The sequence below is a fragment of the Membranihabitans marinus genome (assembly GCF_021729155.1).
Classification (GTDB): domain Bacteria; phylum Bacteroidota; class Bacteroidia; order Chitinophagales; family Saprospiraceae; genus Membranihabitans; species Membranihabitans marinus.
The window spans coordinates 1-15,906 of the sequence record NZ_JAJQYA010000036.1 but is presented as its reverse complement, the minus strand read 5'-3'; the positions used below and the strand labels follow the sequence as shown (position 1 = coordinate 15,906).

At 37.9% G+C, this 15,906-nt stretch carries 9 protein-coding genes; 7 read left to right on the top strand and 2 right to left on the bottom strand.

Annotated features, from left to right (window positions below; translation table 11 throughout):
- Positions 1-5 precede the first annotated feature (5 nt).
- From LVD51_RS16965 to LVD51_RS16935, 7 genes are all read left to right on the top strand, one after another.
- On the top strand, positions 6-959 hold the full coding sequence (locus LVD51_RS16965) for a DUF6786 family protein (RefSeq protein ID WP_236972556.1): 954 nt from the start codon (positions 6-8) through the stop codon (positions 957-959).
- Complete coding sequence (locus tag LVD51_RS16960) at positions 960-2,000, top strand: L-rhamnose/proton symporter RhaT (RefSeq protein WP_236972555.1); 1,041 nt, start codon at positions 960-962, stop codon at positions 1,998-2,000.
- 31 nt (positions 2,001-2,031) lie between these two features.
- Positions 2,032-4,275, top strand: coding sequence for a hypothetical protein (locus LVD51_RS16955; protein WP_236972554.1), 2,244 nt, complete (start codon positions 2,032-2,034; stop codon positions 4,273-4,275).
- Positions 4,276-4,605: 330 nt separating this feature from the next.
- On the top strand, positions 4,606-5,607 hold the full coding sequence (locus LVD51_RS16950) for a Gfo/Idh/MocA family protein (RefSeq protein ID WP_236972553.1): 1,002 nt from the start codon (positions 4,606-4,608) through the stop codon (positions 5,605-5,607).
- 283 nt (positions 5,608-5,890) lie between these two features.
- Positions 5,891-8,869 carry a PVC-type heme-binding CxxCH protein gene (locus tag LVD51_RS16945; RefSeq protein WP_236972552.1) on the top strand — a complete coding sequence of 993 codons (2,979 nt, stop codon included), beginning with the start codon at positions 5,891-5,893 and terminating at the stop codon, positions 8,867-8,869.
- A 59-nt stretch (positions 8,870-8,928) separates the two neighbouring features.
- Positions 8,929-9,831: a Gfo/Idh/MocA family protein gene (locus tag LVD51_RS16940; RefSeq protein WP_236972551.1), complete on the top strand. Its 903-nt coding sequence runs from the start codon at positions 8,929-8,931 to the stop codon at positions 9,829-9,831.
- A 705-nt stretch (positions 9,832-10,536) separates the two neighbouring features.
- The gene (locus LVD51_RS16935; RefSeq protein WP_236972550.1) at positions 10,537-11,853 is read left to right on the top strand and encodes a Gfo/Idh/MocA family protein; all 1,317 of its coding nucleotides are present in this window, start codon (positions 10,537-10,539) and stop codon (positions 11,851-11,853) included.
- A gap of 351 nt (positions 11,854-12,204) precedes the next feature.
- On the opposite strand, the gene LVD51_RS16930 is transcribed toward LVD51_RS16935, so the two are convergent.
- Together LVD51_RS16930 and LVD51_RS16925 are read right to left on the bottom strand one after the other, a co-directional pair.
- Positions 12,205-13,443 (bottom strand): DUF6807 family protein, encoded by a 1,239-nt coding sequence (locus LVD51_RS16930; protein ID WP_236972549.1) that lies wholly within the window; start codon positions 13,441-13,443, stop codon positions 12,205-12,207.
- A 420-nt stretch (positions 13,444-13,863) separates the two neighbouring features.
- Positions 13,864-15,516, bottom strand: a complete 1,653-nt coding sequence (locus LVD51_RS16925) for a hypothetical protein (protein WP_236972548.1) — start codon at positions 15,514-15,516, stop codon at positions 13,864-13,866.
- Positions 15,517-15,906: the final 390 nt, after the last annotated feature.

Genomic DNA, 15,906 nt, shown 5'->3' with positions numbered 1-15,906 from the left:
AAATTATGAAAGCAGAGTTGGTTATTAAAGCTTTTGAAAAGGCAGGTAGAAGTATTCATTTAATTGGTGATCTAAACTTTGGTGTTTTAGTAGCTTTGGATCTTGAAGGTAGACTTTATACAATTATAGATGGAGTTGTAATCAATAGAGTAAATGAAGAAGCCATTTTTGGAAAAAGTACTCGTGAGAAATATATTAATCCAGGGGGAGATGGATTGTGGCCAGCTCCTGAAGGTACAAGTTTAGGATATCACTATAATACAGGAGAATGGTCGGTGCCAGTATCTGTTAGAAATGCTAGATATGTCGTTAAACACCATTCTAAATATAGTGCAAATATTATTGCGGAATTAGATTTAGTAAATAATCAAGGCCTTGGCCTACCCACTATATTTAAAAGGAATATATCAATTAACAAAAATGGAAATATTCATATAGTTAAAGTAGAAGAAAGTATAACGTATGTAGGCGTTTCTAGTCATTCTCACGATAATTGTTTGATAGCACCATGGACATTAAGTCAATTTAATTCCGATGTGGGGAATAAAGTAGTTTTCCCTGGAAAGAATAGAGAATTGATTTGGGATATGTATGCAGAATCTGGATTGAAAGAGATAAAGTTTAAAGATGGATTATATCATATAGATACGGATGGATTAAATCGATTCCAAATTGGACTTGGGGGAGAAATTGCTTGGATTCAATTTTTAGACTATTCAAATAATATGCGTATTAGGCGGATAGCTGATCCAATAGCTAAAGACCAAGATTATATTGATATAAGTGATGTGTCACCTAAAATTAAGCCAAATAGCAAAGGAGTCAGATATAGTATATATAATGATAGCACAGGATTTATGGAATTGGAAGCTGTAGGTGGGTGTCCAAAAAATATTGATTCAAATATCGAAATTGGAGTAACGGTTATCACCGAGTTTGAAAAAATTAAAAAAGATTAGATGGAACAATTAATTGGGATATTGCTCCATTCAATAGGGGGCTTTTCTTCTGCTAGTTTTTATGTTCCTACTTATAAAATTAAAAAGTGGGCATGGGAGACTTATTGGATAGTATTAGGCTTTGTCGCATGGATTGTCATGCCTATTGTAGGTTGTTGGTTAGTTACTGATAACGTATTTCAAATTTTTAGTTCGACCTCTAATAATAGTATTTTACTTACATTCTTTTTTGGATTATTGTGGGGATTTGGAGGCCTTTTCTCAGGTTTGGGACTACGATTTCTGGGCTTGTCCTTGGGACAATCTATTTCATTGGGTGTTTCCTCAATTGTTGGTACTATAGTACCTGCGATAATCAATGATAAACTGGTAATGATATTTACTACTTCCTCCGGAAATATAATTTTATTAGGTTTTTTATTTAGTATAGGTGGCATTGTTTTATGCGGATTTGCAGGTAAGCGTAAAGATGTTCAATTAAATAAAAAGTCAATTAAAACTACCTCAGAATTTGCAATTTATAAAGGAGTTCTGATGGCTGTTCTGGGGGGTATTCTCAGTGCGAGTATGGCTTTGGCAATTATGTATGGTGATGAAATAGCAGAATCTGCTTTGAATAGTGGAACGGCTTTAATTTATAAGAATATTCCGATTTTCGTAATCGCATTTGCAGGTGGTTTTGTAACTAATTTCATTTATAGTATAGTGAAAGGATTTAGGAATAAATCATTTTCTGATTATGTACTTAAGGATAATAAACTCTTAAGACGGAATTATATATTGGCTATGTTCAGTGGCATTATGTGGTATTTGCAATTCTTTTTTTATGGAATGGGAGCTACCAAAATGGGGGAATATGATTTTGCCAGTTGGAGTATTCATATGTCGTCTATTGTAATATTTAGTAATGTATGGGGTATTTGGTTAAAAGAGTGGGCTGATGTAGATAGGCTTACCAAAAGGTATTTATGGATAGGAATTCTTTTATTGATAGTATCTCTATTACTTATTGGATTAGGAAATCATCGAGCTGGTCTTTAACCTTAAGTTTTAAATAATAAAAATTAATTTCATGAAAGGCATCATCATCCCTTTTCTTTTTTTAATATTCAACATAAGTTATTCTCAAGAAATACTACCGGTAGGAAGTGCTCCTGAGCCTATATCCATTGAGCACTTCCCGAGTAGAATGCACACTTTTGTTTGGCGCAATTGGAATCTGGTTAGCCCAGAAAAGCTAGGGGAAGTCATTGGTTGTTCTGCCCAAGAGATAATCTCTGTCGCCAGATCTATGGGGTTGGAGCCAAGTACTCAATGGGCTCATTTAGATAGTAAACAATTGTATATATCTATTATTAGACGAAATTGGCATTTATTGCCATATGAACAGTTGATGGTATTGTTGGAAATGAATGCCGAAGAGTTGGCATTTGCGCTAAAGGAGGATGATTTTTTATATATTAAATTGGGATCGTTAAAGCCTAGCTGTAGTCCATTGGAATACCATAGCCCTAATAAGATGGAAAAGAAAAAAGCGAGACAAATCAAAAAATGGGTGAAAGAACACTTTTCAAATACCAAAGAGATAGAAGAAGTGCGATACGGGTTTATAAATGATTTAGAAGTAGTCAAGCCCTATCAATCGACAAGTAATGATGCAGGACTTCGATATGTTTATTCTTATTTCGGAGCATTTGGAGATCCATTATTACACCCTGAGGTTAATCCCTATCCAGAAGGATTGTTGTCTCAATTAGCGGAGCAAGGTGTCAATGGAGTTTGGTTGCATGTGGTGTTGAGTCAACTGAGTCCGCCTAATCCCAATTTTCCTGAATTTGGAAAAGGCAGCGAAAAGCGATTGCAAGAACTCGCTAAAATAGTAGAGCGAGCAAAGAAATACGGCATTAAAGTATATCTCTATATGAATGAGCCCCGTGCTATGCCATTGGCCTTTTTTGAAAATAGAAAAGATATTCAAGGCGCCATTAGAGGTGATGTAGCCACCATGTGTACTAGTACAGAAGAAGTGAAACAGTGGTTAAGATCGTCCTTAAAACATGTGTTTACAGAAGTAAAAGGATTGGGAGGGGTATTCACAATAACGGCTTCTGAAAATATAACAAATTGTGCTTCTCATAACTTGCATAATCAATGTGTGAGATGCAGTAAAATAGGGTATTCAAGTGTGATTGCTGGTGTGAATAAAACCATTGCTGAAGGAGTGCATGCTGGTAATCCAGATGCCAAGGTGATAGCCTGGGATTGGGGCTGGAATGGTCATGGGGATGGGCGAGAAATTATAAAAAAATTACCAGAAGATGTTTGGTTTATGTCGGTAAGTGAATGGGCTTTGCCACTAAATAGAGGCAATGTAAAAAGTAATGTTGGCGAATATTCTATTTCAGCCGTTGGGCCTGGTCCCAGAGCCAAGATGCATTGGGCAGAAGCCCAAAAAAATGGGTTGAAGACAGTGGCCAAGGTGCAGTTTAATAATACCTGGGAATTGTCCTCAGTTCCTTGGTTGCCGGTCTTGGATTTGGTTGCTGAACACGCGTCAAATTTGGCTACATCAGGGGTGGATGGTTATATGTTGAGTTGGTCTTTGGGTGGTTATCCCTCACCGAATTTAGAGATAGCCAATCACTATTCGAAGAATCCTAATTCTTCGGTAGAAAAGGTATTAAACGATATCGCTGCAGAACGATATGGTAGTGAAAATGTTGAATATGCTCGGACGGCATGGTCGCATTTTAGCAATGCATTTAAGGAGTTTCCTTACAATGGGAGTGTGATGTACAGAGCGCCTCAACAATATGGTCCTGCTAATTTATTGTATTCGAAACCTACAGGATATAATTCTACTATGGTTTGCTTTCCATATGATGATTTGGATGGTTGGCGTGGTCCTTATCCAAGAGAGGTGTTTTACGATCAATTTAATAAATTGGCCAAGGAGTGGGCCAAGGGTTTGGTTTCGTTTGAAGCATTATTAAACAACATCGATCCATCGAAGCGCGAAACGGCTTTAAAGGATTTTGGTATTGCCAAAGCTTGTTATTTGCATTTTGCATCGGTGGTTAATCAAATAAAATATGTTGAACTCAGAGATCAGATGGCAGATGGCGGGAATAGTGAAGGAGATCATAAAATATTAGCTATTTTACAATCGGAAATCCAATTGGCAAAAGAATTGTATGAGGTAAGTTCTAAGGATTCTAGGATAGGATTTGAAGCCACCAATCAGTATTACTATTTGCCACAAGATTTAATTGAAAAAGTAATCAATTGCGAATATCTAATGGATAATGCCTTTTAAGTAAAAATAAACAAATAATTTGTAAAGACTCTCGCGATGAGTATGTTGGGATACTACCAAATGAATTTCTAATTGTCGGTTGTGTTTCGATTTAATTGAATTTATACATCGTTTATTATGTTTACTTTAGCTAAAGGTGTGATTGAATTATAGTCCTTTCAAACATCTAATGGCTATGTAATCTTAAGTATCAGGATAAAATTTGAATAGTATTAAAACCATGATTATTTTCAATGGATATTTATTAAAATGTGGATAAAGCCATGGTCTATTTGATAAATATCGCTTTATTTAGGGCTTGGTTAAGTTTTTAATTCTAAAAAGTGTTTTATGAAGCGCAGAAATTTTGTAACTGCTTTGGCTATGGGTGGTTCAATGGCGAGTGTCCATGCCAGTCATTCCCTGATGAAGATACCCTACTTTAATCCACAAGAAATAAAGTTGGGAATAGTTGGGCTTTCCCCTCATAGTGCTGCATTTTCAGGTTTTTTAAATGATGTGCAAAAATCAGATGACTTAAAAGGGTGCAGAATCTCTGCTCTTTATCATCCCCCGGGTAATCCAGATGTAGAGTTTACTGCTGAACAATTGGCAGATTACAAAAAGTCGATTTTAAGTGCTGGTGTGAAAATAGTGGATTCTATGGAGGCTTTGTTGAGGGAATCCGATGGTATTTTAATAGAAACCAATGATGGTAGGCCCCATTTGGCCGAAGCACTGCCTGCTATGAAAGCTGGACTTCCGGTTTTTGTAGATAAACCAGTCGCTGCTTCAATGGCTGGAGTATTGGAAGTGTATGAGGCCGCTGAAAAATTCAAAGTGCCCATTTTTTCTTCTTCCTCTTTGCGATACGGGAAACAACCACAATTGCTCAATAGCAATTCCCCCAATCAGAATGTATTGGGGGCTCAAACATTTAGTTCTGCTCCTTTACAGGCTGCTCATACCGATCTGTTTTGGTATGGAATTCACGGAGTAGAGATGTTGTTTACTGTAATGGGTAGAGGATGTAAGTCCGTAGCACACCAATATCATTCAGCCATAGGAGATGTAGTCATTGGGTATTGGGAAGATGGCCGGGTAGGTACTTTTCGAGGAATTCGAGAAGGAAAACGAGGCTTTGGTGGTACAGCATTTACCAAAGACAGTATAGTCGACCTCGGTGGATTTGAAGGTTATCGCCCTTTGGTTGTAAGGATCGTTGAATTTTTTAACACCAATGAATCACCAGTGTCAGTGGCAGAAACTTTGGAGATTTATGCTTTTATGGAGGCCGCTCAGATGAGTCGAAAAAATGGAGGTCAACGGGTCAGTCTTGAAAGTATGTATTAAATGCTAAGGCCTGTTGATTAGGGATCGTTTTCGATAATACAGAAACTTAGGAAACAGAAATGATCATTATTTGCCATGTGGCAATGCGCAATAATTCATTCGGATAAGGATTGATAATTTAAATAATTATTATAGAATTAGATATTATAATCTGTGCAGATCTCTGTCCCTTGTAACAGGTTAATTACGCGATTTAAATTTTAAAGTGGGGATTGCTTAGTTCTTTTGTAGAAATGCATTAATTTAACCCAGCGTAAAAAATAATAGCAAAAAAATACAAACGATGGTGTCAACCACAGATGTTTTAAAAACAAGCTTAGTCATTCTATTATTGGGAATTTTTGTCAGTTGCTCAGATAACTCCTCCTTTGAGTTGAAGAGGGGGGACCATATTGCGATTATTGGAAATTCACTGGCAGAAAGGATGCAGCACGATGGATGGATGGAGTCCTATATGCAACTCCAATATCCCAATGATAGCCTAGTCTTTAGGAATTTGGGCTATTCTGGTGATCAAATCAATTATCGACCTCGTTCTCATGAGGGGTTTGGCGATAGTGATAGCCATTTGACCAGAGTGAAGGCCAATGTTATTTTCGCGTTTTTTGGATACAATGAATCGTATAATAATACACCAGATCTATTTAAAGAGAAATTGGAAGGTTGGGTTGATTATACTTTAGCTCAGCAATACGATTCATTGCAACCTCCGCGCATTGTATTATTCTCTCCAATTGCTCATGAGGATTTAAAAAGTAATAATCTACCCGATGGGAAGGAAAACAATGTTAGATTGGCGGCTTATAGTCAGGTCATGTCAGAAGTGGCAATGGCCAAAAATATAACCTATGTCGATTTATTCCATGGTTCACAACAATTGTATGCAGAGAGTGACATGCCGTTGACGATAAATGGTGTTCATTTAAATGAAGAAGGCAATCGACAAATCGGACATTATATAGCCGAGACACTATCTGGGCAAACCATAGAGGAGCATCCGCCCCTTATTGATTCGGTACGGGCGACAGTAAAAGATAAGAATCATTTATGGTTTAAAAATTATCGAGCAACTAGTGGTAATGATGTTTGGGGAACACGGTCCATTCAAGATGGCAATTTCAAGACGTTGAACCGAGAATTAGAGATGATGCGGGTGATGGCATCCAATCGCGATAAAAAAATATGGGCCAGAGCCAATGGGGAAGATCTTACAGTAACCGATGACAATATGCCTGAACCTCTTATCGTGGGCACCCATATCGTTCGAGACGTTGAATTTGTTGATCCAGAAGACGCTATCGATCGCATGACGGTGCCATCTGATCTTCAAGTTAATTTGTTTGCATCAGAAAAGGAATTTCCCGAAATTATCAATCCGGTAGCTCTTCAGGTGGATACTAGAGGCCGCATATGGGTGGCATCGTGGGGGACTTATCCCAAATGGCAACCCGGAACGCCGATGAACGATCGTTTGGTTTATTTAACTGATACCGATGGTGATGGTAAGGCCGATGAAGTAGAAACCTTTGCTTATGTGAGTAATCCAACCGGTTTTGAGTTTTGGAATGGAGGAGTAATTGTTATTTCAGCTCCTGATGTGCTCTTTTTAAAAGATACTGATGGCGATGGGAAAGCTGACTACAGAGAACGAATATTTGGTGGTATAGGTTCTGATGATACCCACCATACCGCTAATAATTTGATCTTTGGGCCAGATGGAAATATTTATTATCAGCGAGGAATATTTATACTAGAAAATATAGAAACACCTTATCGGGATAGTGAAGAATCGGGATCGCCAGGCTTGTATCGATTCAATCCTAGAACCTATGATTTTTCATTCGTAGTGGAAAATACCCCTAATTCTCACGGAATTAGTTTTGATCAATGGGGTAATATTTTTATTACTGATGGTACCAGTGGTCGAGCCTTTCAAGTGTATCACAAGCGAACTGTTACCGCTAACTCAGATCTTAGTGAATTTGACAAAAGGCCATTGTTTAAGCAGACTGTACGACCAGTAACATCAAATCAAATTTTGACCAGTGCGCATTTTCCTGATAAGTACCAAAATAATTTTTTAGTATACAATGTTATTGGATTTCAGGGGATTAAACGATATCGATTGGATTACAAAGAAGACGGTGTAGTGGAAGGAGTTGAAGTGGGTGACTTATTGTATACGGGGAATGATCCTACCTTTCGTCCCAATTCTGAAGCCAAACCTAGAGTATTGCCTCCTGGATATACAGGTGATCCTAATTTTCGACCGACCGATGGAGTGATAGGTCAAGATGGGGCCCTTTATTTTGGCGACTGGCAAAATCCTGTGATCACGCATTCTCCTTATAATTTAAGAGATATTAGTCGCGACAAGAAACATGGTCGAATTTATAGAATTACGGCAAAAAACCGACCATTGGCCACACCGATTCCGATTTATGATCAACCCGTAGAAGATTTGTTAGAATTATTTAAAAATCCTATCGATGCGGTTAAACATCAAGTAAGAATAGAATTAAGTGGTAGGGATACCGATGAAGTAATTAGCAAGGCTCAAGCATGGGCGAATACACTAGATCCATCTAGTAGAGAAGATGCCCTTCCTCTATTGGAGGTTTTGTGGTTGCACCAGCAACACAATGTAGTCAATAGGAATTTATTGGTAGATTTGTTAAAGTCTCCTGAGCAACGTGTTCGGATAGCTGCTCAAACCGTTGCGTGGTTTTGGAGTGATCGACCGACACATAAAAGAGGTTCCGCAGATTCTACGGTTTCTGGTATGCAATTCAGAACTTTTTACGAGAAATATTGGACTGAAAACCATTTGGAAAAAACCAAATCAGAACCGTCGGCTTCACAGTCGTCGACCAAAGATGTACCAGAATCTAGCGAAGTTGAAGATTTACCTAGCAAGCGTATTGTTTTGGATAATAAAGGGGTAGGGCCTATTAAAAACTTGGAATTGCCCACTGAAATAGATCAGTCCATGGTGTTAAAAGGCAAAAACCTCTTCGATACAAAATGTATAACTTGTCATTTGGCGGATAAAAATGTTATTGGACCAGCACCAAAAGGCATTTTGAAAAGAAGGAGCCCAGAATGGATTATGAATATGATATTAAATCCTGCTGAAATGTTGGAAAAAGATCCATTGGCCAAAGAGTTGCTAGTGGAATTTAAAGGTACACCAATGATCGATGAGGGAATGACGGAGGAAGAAGCAAGAGCGATGTTAGAATATTTTAGAACCTTAGAATAAAAGGATAAATGGCCTAAACAGTGTTGTTGTTGGTCATCGCTTAAAAATAAAGTAGAAACATGATAGAGATTGGTGTCATTGGCCTTTCAGAACACAGTGCGTCTTTCTCCAAGATTATTAATCAAGATCTTGTGGGAAGTATGGCAGGACGGTGTAAGGTTACCTATTATTATCATCCCCCTGGTAATCCAGATGTAGAGTTTTCGGTGGAGCGATTAACAGCTTATCAAACAACCATGGAATCGGTAGGGGTAAAAAAAGGTAGATCAATTAAGTATGTTGTTCGAAGGGTGGATGCTGTAATGCTGTTGACCAATGATGGCCGACCCCATTTAGAAGAGATTAGGCCGGTATTAAAGGCTGGGTTGCCGGTATATGTCGATAAACCTGTAGCCGAGAATTTGGAAAAAGTGAAGACCATTTTTTCTATGGCTAAAGAATACAACTGTCCCATATTTTCATCTTCGGCATTGCGGTATGGTGATCAGCTTACAGAGTTGTTAAAAGATCCTAGAATAGGAAAGGTAAATGGTGCAGAGACCTATGGACCAGCCCCGATCCAACCTAGTCATATCGATTTGTTTTGGGATGGCATCCACGGAATTGAATGGTTATATGCCATATTGGGATCAGGATGTAAATCTGTGTCTAGAGCTTATACCGAAGATGTAGATGTGGTGACCGGAATATGGAATGACGGAAGGATCGGAGTTTTTCGAGGTATTAGATTGGGGAAAATACGTTTTGGGGGACGGATTTACGGCCAAAATTCTATTCAATCTATACCTCCATTTGAAGACTATACTCCATTGGTGAAAGAGATCGTGGGTTTTTTTGAACGAGGATCGTCTCCGGTTGAAGATCGGGAAACAATAGAGATTTATGCATTTATGCAAGCTGCTGAAGAGAGTAAACAACGGGGTGGCCAGCCGATATTATTATCCAAATATATAGATACATAATAATAGATTCATATTACAATAATTAAGTAGAAAAAAAACAGAAATGAAGTTGTGTAGAATCAACCGCTTGTTTAATCACCATTGAGGTAGGTAGATTATTTATGGATATATGATTATTCAATGAAATTGTTTTTTCAGAGGTATGGATGGGATGAAAGATATTAATTAAAATCATATAGTTATAAAGAGAGTAAAGTTTGGGTTGAGGTACTGTTATATCCTGCAATTAAATTAACATTAACAACTCTTTAATATTGGCTTTAATAATTGTATTAAAATGATTTAGGATACGGTGTATTGGGTAGAATAGGTTATTTGGAAATTCATAAAAATGGGTTAATCTCAAGAGGGATGAAATAAATAAGTCAAGGTCTAATAGTTATAGGAAAGAATGGTGAGTGATGTTAAGAGGTCGAATATCAAATGATTATGTATTTATTTTGTCTAAAATTGTTGGATTGTGGATCAATTTAGTTAATGATGATTGTATTCTTGTGTAGAAACATTAAAATATTTTTTTAGCAGCCTTGTCCACGAATAGTATTGTCTGTAAATATCCTATAGCCAAGGATTAGCCTCAATATAAAGTGGTGATGGAGGATGGTGGTAAGCTAATGTTTGGATGTTTGAGAAAAAATAGCCAATTTGCTTGTAGGAGTGGGATTTCGTGCAACAATAGTTTTATTTCTAAAAAAAATCATGACAATGGAAAAATTTGATGAAAATTTGTGGAAGGGACAATCCCGTCGATCCTTCCTTAAAACAACGGCCGCTACTTTGGCTACTACTTCGGTGGGATTAGGGACGGCTTATTCTATGGTTCCAAATATGACTTCGAAAAATTCCATCCTAAAAGTCGGCCTTATCGGATGCGGAGGTAGAGGAACTGGTGCCGCTGTTCAGGCATTAAATGCCGATCCAGACGTCGAGATTACGGCGATGGGAGATATTTTTGAAGATCGACTGTTGAAATCTTATAATGCTCTGATCGAAGAATATCCAGAGCGGGTAAAAGTTGATTCCAGTCGACAATTTTTGGGCTTTGATTCGTATCAAAAGGTTATTGATTCAGGAGTAGATGTTGTATTGTTGGCAGCACCACCCTATGCGCGCCCCCATCATTTGGCGGCTGCGGTTAAGGCGGGCAAACACGTATTTGCGGAGAAACCAGTAGCAGTAGATGCCCCTGGCGTTCGAAGTATTATCGATTCAGCTAAGATCGCTAAAGAGAAAAATTTGTCATTGGTTAGTGGATTTTGTTTTAGGCATAACACTCCTAATCAAGCTGCCTTTGGAAGAATTTTAGATGGTCAGTGTGGAGATATTCGTTCTGTGAGCACCTATCGATATGGAGGTGAATTGTGGTCATTCCCTAGAAAGCCAGAATGGACTGATATGGAATATATGTTGCGCAATTGGTACTATTACGATTGGATGTCAGGTGACTTTATCGTAGAGGTAGCCGTGCATAGTTTGGATATGATGGCATGGGCATTGGGAGATCGTGTTCCAGTGAAGGCTATTGGTATAGGAGGAAGACAAAAGAGGGTCGATCCCATTTTTGGAAATATCTACGATCATTTTGCCATTGAGTATGAATACGAAGACGATGTAAAAGGCTATCACTTTACCAGACAGCATACGGGATGTCCCAGTCGCAATACCGTTGAAGTTTTTGGTTCTGATGGGTACGCCTATTTACAGATGTATAAGGAGTGGCGCATTACGGGGAAAAACCCTTGGTCATATGAGGGAGAAATGAATGTGATGCATCAAGCGGAACAAGATGCCCTTTTTGCAGCTATCCGCAAAAACGAACCGATCAATGATGGAGTTTGGATGGCCAATAGTACCATGCTAGGTATCATCGGCAGAATGGTAGGCTACAGTGGTCGCGAAATAACATGGGAAGAAGCCATGAATTCGGAAATAGAAATTGGACCAAAATACGATGACTATTCTATGGATTTGAAATGGGATGCGGGTAAGATACCTGTTCCTGGTGTGACAAAGGTAATTTAGGGTATAATACCAAATGAATTTATCTTATAATGAAATAATTGGGACCGTCTTTAAATAAGGCGGTCTTTTTTTTGCTTTAGAATCATGGAGGAAGTAGGAGGTATGTGGAATTTTCTAGTTTGTTAGGATTAACATTTAAAGATGATATAGTTAAGAGCGGAAATATGTTTTAGAAATATTATGGTTCCTTTTTTGTGGCAGACGTCTGAGATAGAATTTTGAAATGGTTAAGACGTAAATAAATAATAGTAAATTTTAGATTGATAAGGTCTCAAAATCACAAAGCTCGTCAGAAATTCTTCTGACGAGCTTTGTGATTTTGAGACTACAGTCCTTTTATCGCATTTGGTATTATTTGCTAATTTTTACAGGGTTGATATAGGCTTTGTACATGTCGGATAGACTCGATCTATCTAGCATTTCTTCCTCCCCAATCCAATATCTACATTGAACGGTAAGGGGCTTACCCGGCTCCAACTGATGTGGGAAATATGCCCCAAAACGACCGTAATCTCTATAGGCCGACCAGACAGCTGGTTTGGGATTTTGAGGATGGTTGATATGTAATACACTATAGGTTTTGTTGTTTAGACCGTAGCTCATGCCTACCCATGGAAGGTTGTGATCTTTTTTCGGATCAATATTGTCTTCATGGAAATAGTAGGTAGGTTTTTTAGATCCAGGTAATTCTGCTCCTACATCATTACTGGCTCGGAATTGAACACCTCCGTGTTCAGCATCGCCATTTAAGGTAATGCTTGGCCCTGTAGAATTGATAGTCGATTTAAAGTCAAGTAAGACGATGTTGGGATCTGGTTGTTTGAATATGGTCGCTTGACGACGCTCCTCAATTAATGTCCTTCCAGTGCTGTCATTCCAGTGAATTAAAGCTTCCGTTTGGGCAAATACAGGTCCAGCAATGGTCTTCGTAAATTCAATGTGTTTTTGAACCGTGAGATCTTCCATCCCCCAAAAAGAAAGTTCTTGGTCTTCAAATTTCACATCTCTCCATCCAAACATTATTCCGCGGTGATGGGACCAAATACCTTCCTCTGGTCCATTGGTAATCTTGGTTTGTCCCTCCAAATCAAATATGTGGTAGAAAGGTTTGTTGTTTTGGGTTAGGGTTTTCTCTTTATCTAATTCCTTGTCTAAAATATATTGGTATCTAAACAGGGGACGGTCATGGTATAATAAATCCATAAATTGTCCCGGTGTGTCTTTCCATGTAAAGTGAGAATGATTGCCTGTACTATCAATTTTGATAGTGGCTGACCATTGCAAAGACTCTTCCTTTTTAATCTCTGGAATCATCCACCACAATTCATATTGTCCCTCTTCTGATTGAGTGATTTGTCCAGGGATGTCCTTAAAAGTTCCATTTCTTGTCTCCAAGGTAACCGATAGATCCTTACTGGCTACCGCCTGAAATTTTGGGGGCAAATCGATGGTCGAGTGTACGGGAACTTGCTGACCTGCATAATCGGCTGCTAATTCGTTTAAAATAATAGTGGTCGAATTGGGATCGGAACAATTGGTTAGTCCCATGGCAATTAACCATCCCATTAATATAAAAAGGCTATTTTTCATAATATTATTTGGTTTACTGTATTTCTAACTATTGATATGTTTTATATCAATAAATAAAAAATTATTGATTTACACACAATAGTAAGTATTTTTTCAAATAAAATAGAAAACAATACTAGTTTTAATCTGGGTATTGAATCAATGAGGTTGGTTTTTCTTCACCATGACAATTACATTTCGTATAAGATATTCATATTATGAAATGATCACTGTGCGTGTGAAATATTAAATGACTCCTAGAGGAATTCAAAAAACAGAATTCATCTTAAAATTTTGAGGAGTATTAACCTTAATCTTTATTGTTTTAAAATGCATTCGACATGACACGACTTTTTACATGAAACTCAAGTGATTTCAGTGTATAGTTATCCTTCAATCATTGAATATGAAGTGATGGTTTGGATAAATACAATGATTTGATTATTCCTGTACAATCTCCACCCCATTGAACATATATGGATTGTCACTTTTTCTCAACTTATTTCCACTGGCGGTACTAACATTTTTTACCGTTACTTTTTTTGTAATGATATAGGGAAAAGATTCACTATAGCTGTCGTCTATGCGTTCCTTGTTAAAATTGGAGAAAATTACCGGACCTTTATAATTTTCCGGGGTATTGGTATCCTCGATATAAAGGTTTTCTATGGTAATGTTTTCTGGCATATAACAGGTATATCCGAAATCGTGTTTTCCGCTATTTGATCCTCCAAATAGAGTGGGATTCATAGGGCGGTGACCTCCACCTGGTATAAATTTACAGTCTCGAATTATAAATTCTCCTTGCCATGTACTGCCGTAATCTGATCGTAGGTTAATCAATGTTCTTCCTCTAATGGTAGAATTTTCCACAAGAAAGGTCCCGCTGCCGATGGCATTGATGCCCATATGGCCTAAAGTCGAATTGCGAATAGAGGCATTGGCCACTCCTTTGTGTGCATCGAATCTTGAAAAGGTACAACCGTCGTAGAGGATGTTTTTGCAATAATTGGAACCAATTATCCCCCAATATCTACCATCATCCACATCGTTGGTCTGGCGACAATTGATAAATGAAATATTCAAGGCTCTACTGGCTGATATATCATAACTTCCCATAGATACAGGTTTGCCCGCCGAGCCAATGGTTTTATAGGTTTTATGCCCTGTAAGGATGGTGTTTTTTACGGTGATATAGGAGCAGTCGCTGATATTCAGGAATCCACCATAGGGTGCCCCAGTATCGCCTTCTCCTGTGATGTGGTGTTCCAAACCATCTACTACAACATTTGATCGTCTGATGGCTATGTTGCGACTGTAGTATGTGTATTTCGATTCTGCTTGATTGGCGATGGTTGTAAAGTGTCCACCCTTCAGTGTTAATATCTCTTCGTCCATCGGTAATACCTTCATTTCAGAAATATGGTCAAAGTCCCATATAATCGGAGCATTCATGTCGATTTGACCATCTTTGTCGACTACAAAAATATCGGTTTGTGCCGATCCATTGTCTTGGTTGAGGCCATAGCGAATATAGTGTTTTACTTTTCTATTGGTTACCGTGATTAAGCTGGGGCCTTGTAATTGGAGATCAATCGATTTTTGGTTTTTACGCAATGTCTTGATACTACTCACCTTGTAGGATTGGTGATTGGAGCTGACAATAAATATAGATTTTCTTCTATCCTCAACCTCTCTATCGTCGATAATGAATTGGGCATCTGAAAAATCGGTATTGGTTTTAATGTTTATGGGATGGGCTTTTTTGCCGATGTAATAGGTGAATCCAGGATCTGCTTTTACGGGTAGTTTTTCTTGGTTTGCCCATGCATGTGTAGCTGAAATAGCCAAAATGTCATCTGTTTTACCATCGCCTTTGGCACCAAAGTCACTGTATTGAACAAATTTTTTGTTTTTAATTTTTCTAGCATCTTTTCGAGTAATTTCCAGAATTAGTTGACCCGAATCATCGATGGACACCGCTGTTTTCTTTTGTTTGGTTTTTATTATTATTGATGGTTCGCTGGTATTTTTTTGGCCAAAGGCCAATACAATATTGGAGGTAAGTAAAGCAAACAATAAAATATACTTCATTAAGGATCTATTTGATTATATTAAAATACAATTGGCAGCCTAAGGTACAATAAATGATTAAATTTTAAAATGATGAGATATTTAGTTTTGATTACATTTTTATGATGACCGAATGAAGTTGCCCTTTGGGCAACCAAATGTCCTTAATGGACATTTGATGAGGGAACCGAGGCCACTGTGCCGAGGCGTGACTGCAACATAATTCGATAGATCTTTAGCCACTTCCTTTCGGCAAACCAATCTAATATAACAAGAGAAAAGTCCTGAAAGCGGCGCACTGAGCCGCCGCACTGAGCTCTGTCGAAGTGTTGGTTGGAGTAAGTATAAAAAACAATACCCCTAAATTAAGCGCAATTTGAATTATTTGATAATATTTCTAATTCTTTTTCT

What these genes read in the sequence shown, in the direction of transcription:
- LVD51_RS16950 (WP_236972553.1), top strand. Translation starts at nt 4,606, where the DNA reads ATGAAGCGCAGAAATTTTGTAACTGCTTTGGCTATGGGTGGTTCAATG.
- LVD51_RS16930 (WP_236972549.1), bottom strand. Translation starts at nt 13,443, where the DNA reads ATGAAAAATAGCCTTTTTATATTAATGGGATGGTTAATTGCCATGGGA.
- LVD51_RS16925 (WP_236972548.1), bottom strand. Translation starts at nt 15,516, where the DNA reads ATGAAGTATATTTTATTGTTTGCTTTACTTACCTCCAATATTGTATTG.
- LVD51_RS16940 (WP_236972551.1), top strand. Translation starts at nt 8,929, where the DNA reads ATGATAGAGATTGGTGTCATTGGCCTTTCAGAACACAGTGCGTCTTTC.
- LVD51_RS16965 (WP_236972556.1), top strand. Translation starts at nt 6, where the DNA reads ATGAAAGCAGAGTTGGTTATTAAAGCTTTTGAAAAGGCAGGTAGAAGT.
- LVD51_RS16945 (WP_236972552.1), top strand. Translation starts at nt 5,891, where the DNA reads ATGGTGTCAACCACAGATGTTTTAAAAACAAGCTTAGTCATTCTATTA.
- LVD51_RS16960 (WP_236972555.1), top strand. Translation starts at nt 960, where the DNA reads ATGGAACAATTAATTGGGATATTGCTCCATTCAATAGGGGGCTTTTCT.
- LVD51_RS16955 (WP_236972554.1), top strand. Translation starts at nt 2,032, where the DNA reads ATGAAAGGCATCATCATCCCTTTTCTTTTTTTAATATTCAACATAAGT.
- LVD51_RS16935 (WP_236972550.1), top strand. Translation starts at nt 10,537, where the DNA reads ATGGAAAAATTTGATGAAAATTTGTGGAAGGGACAATCCCGTCGATCC.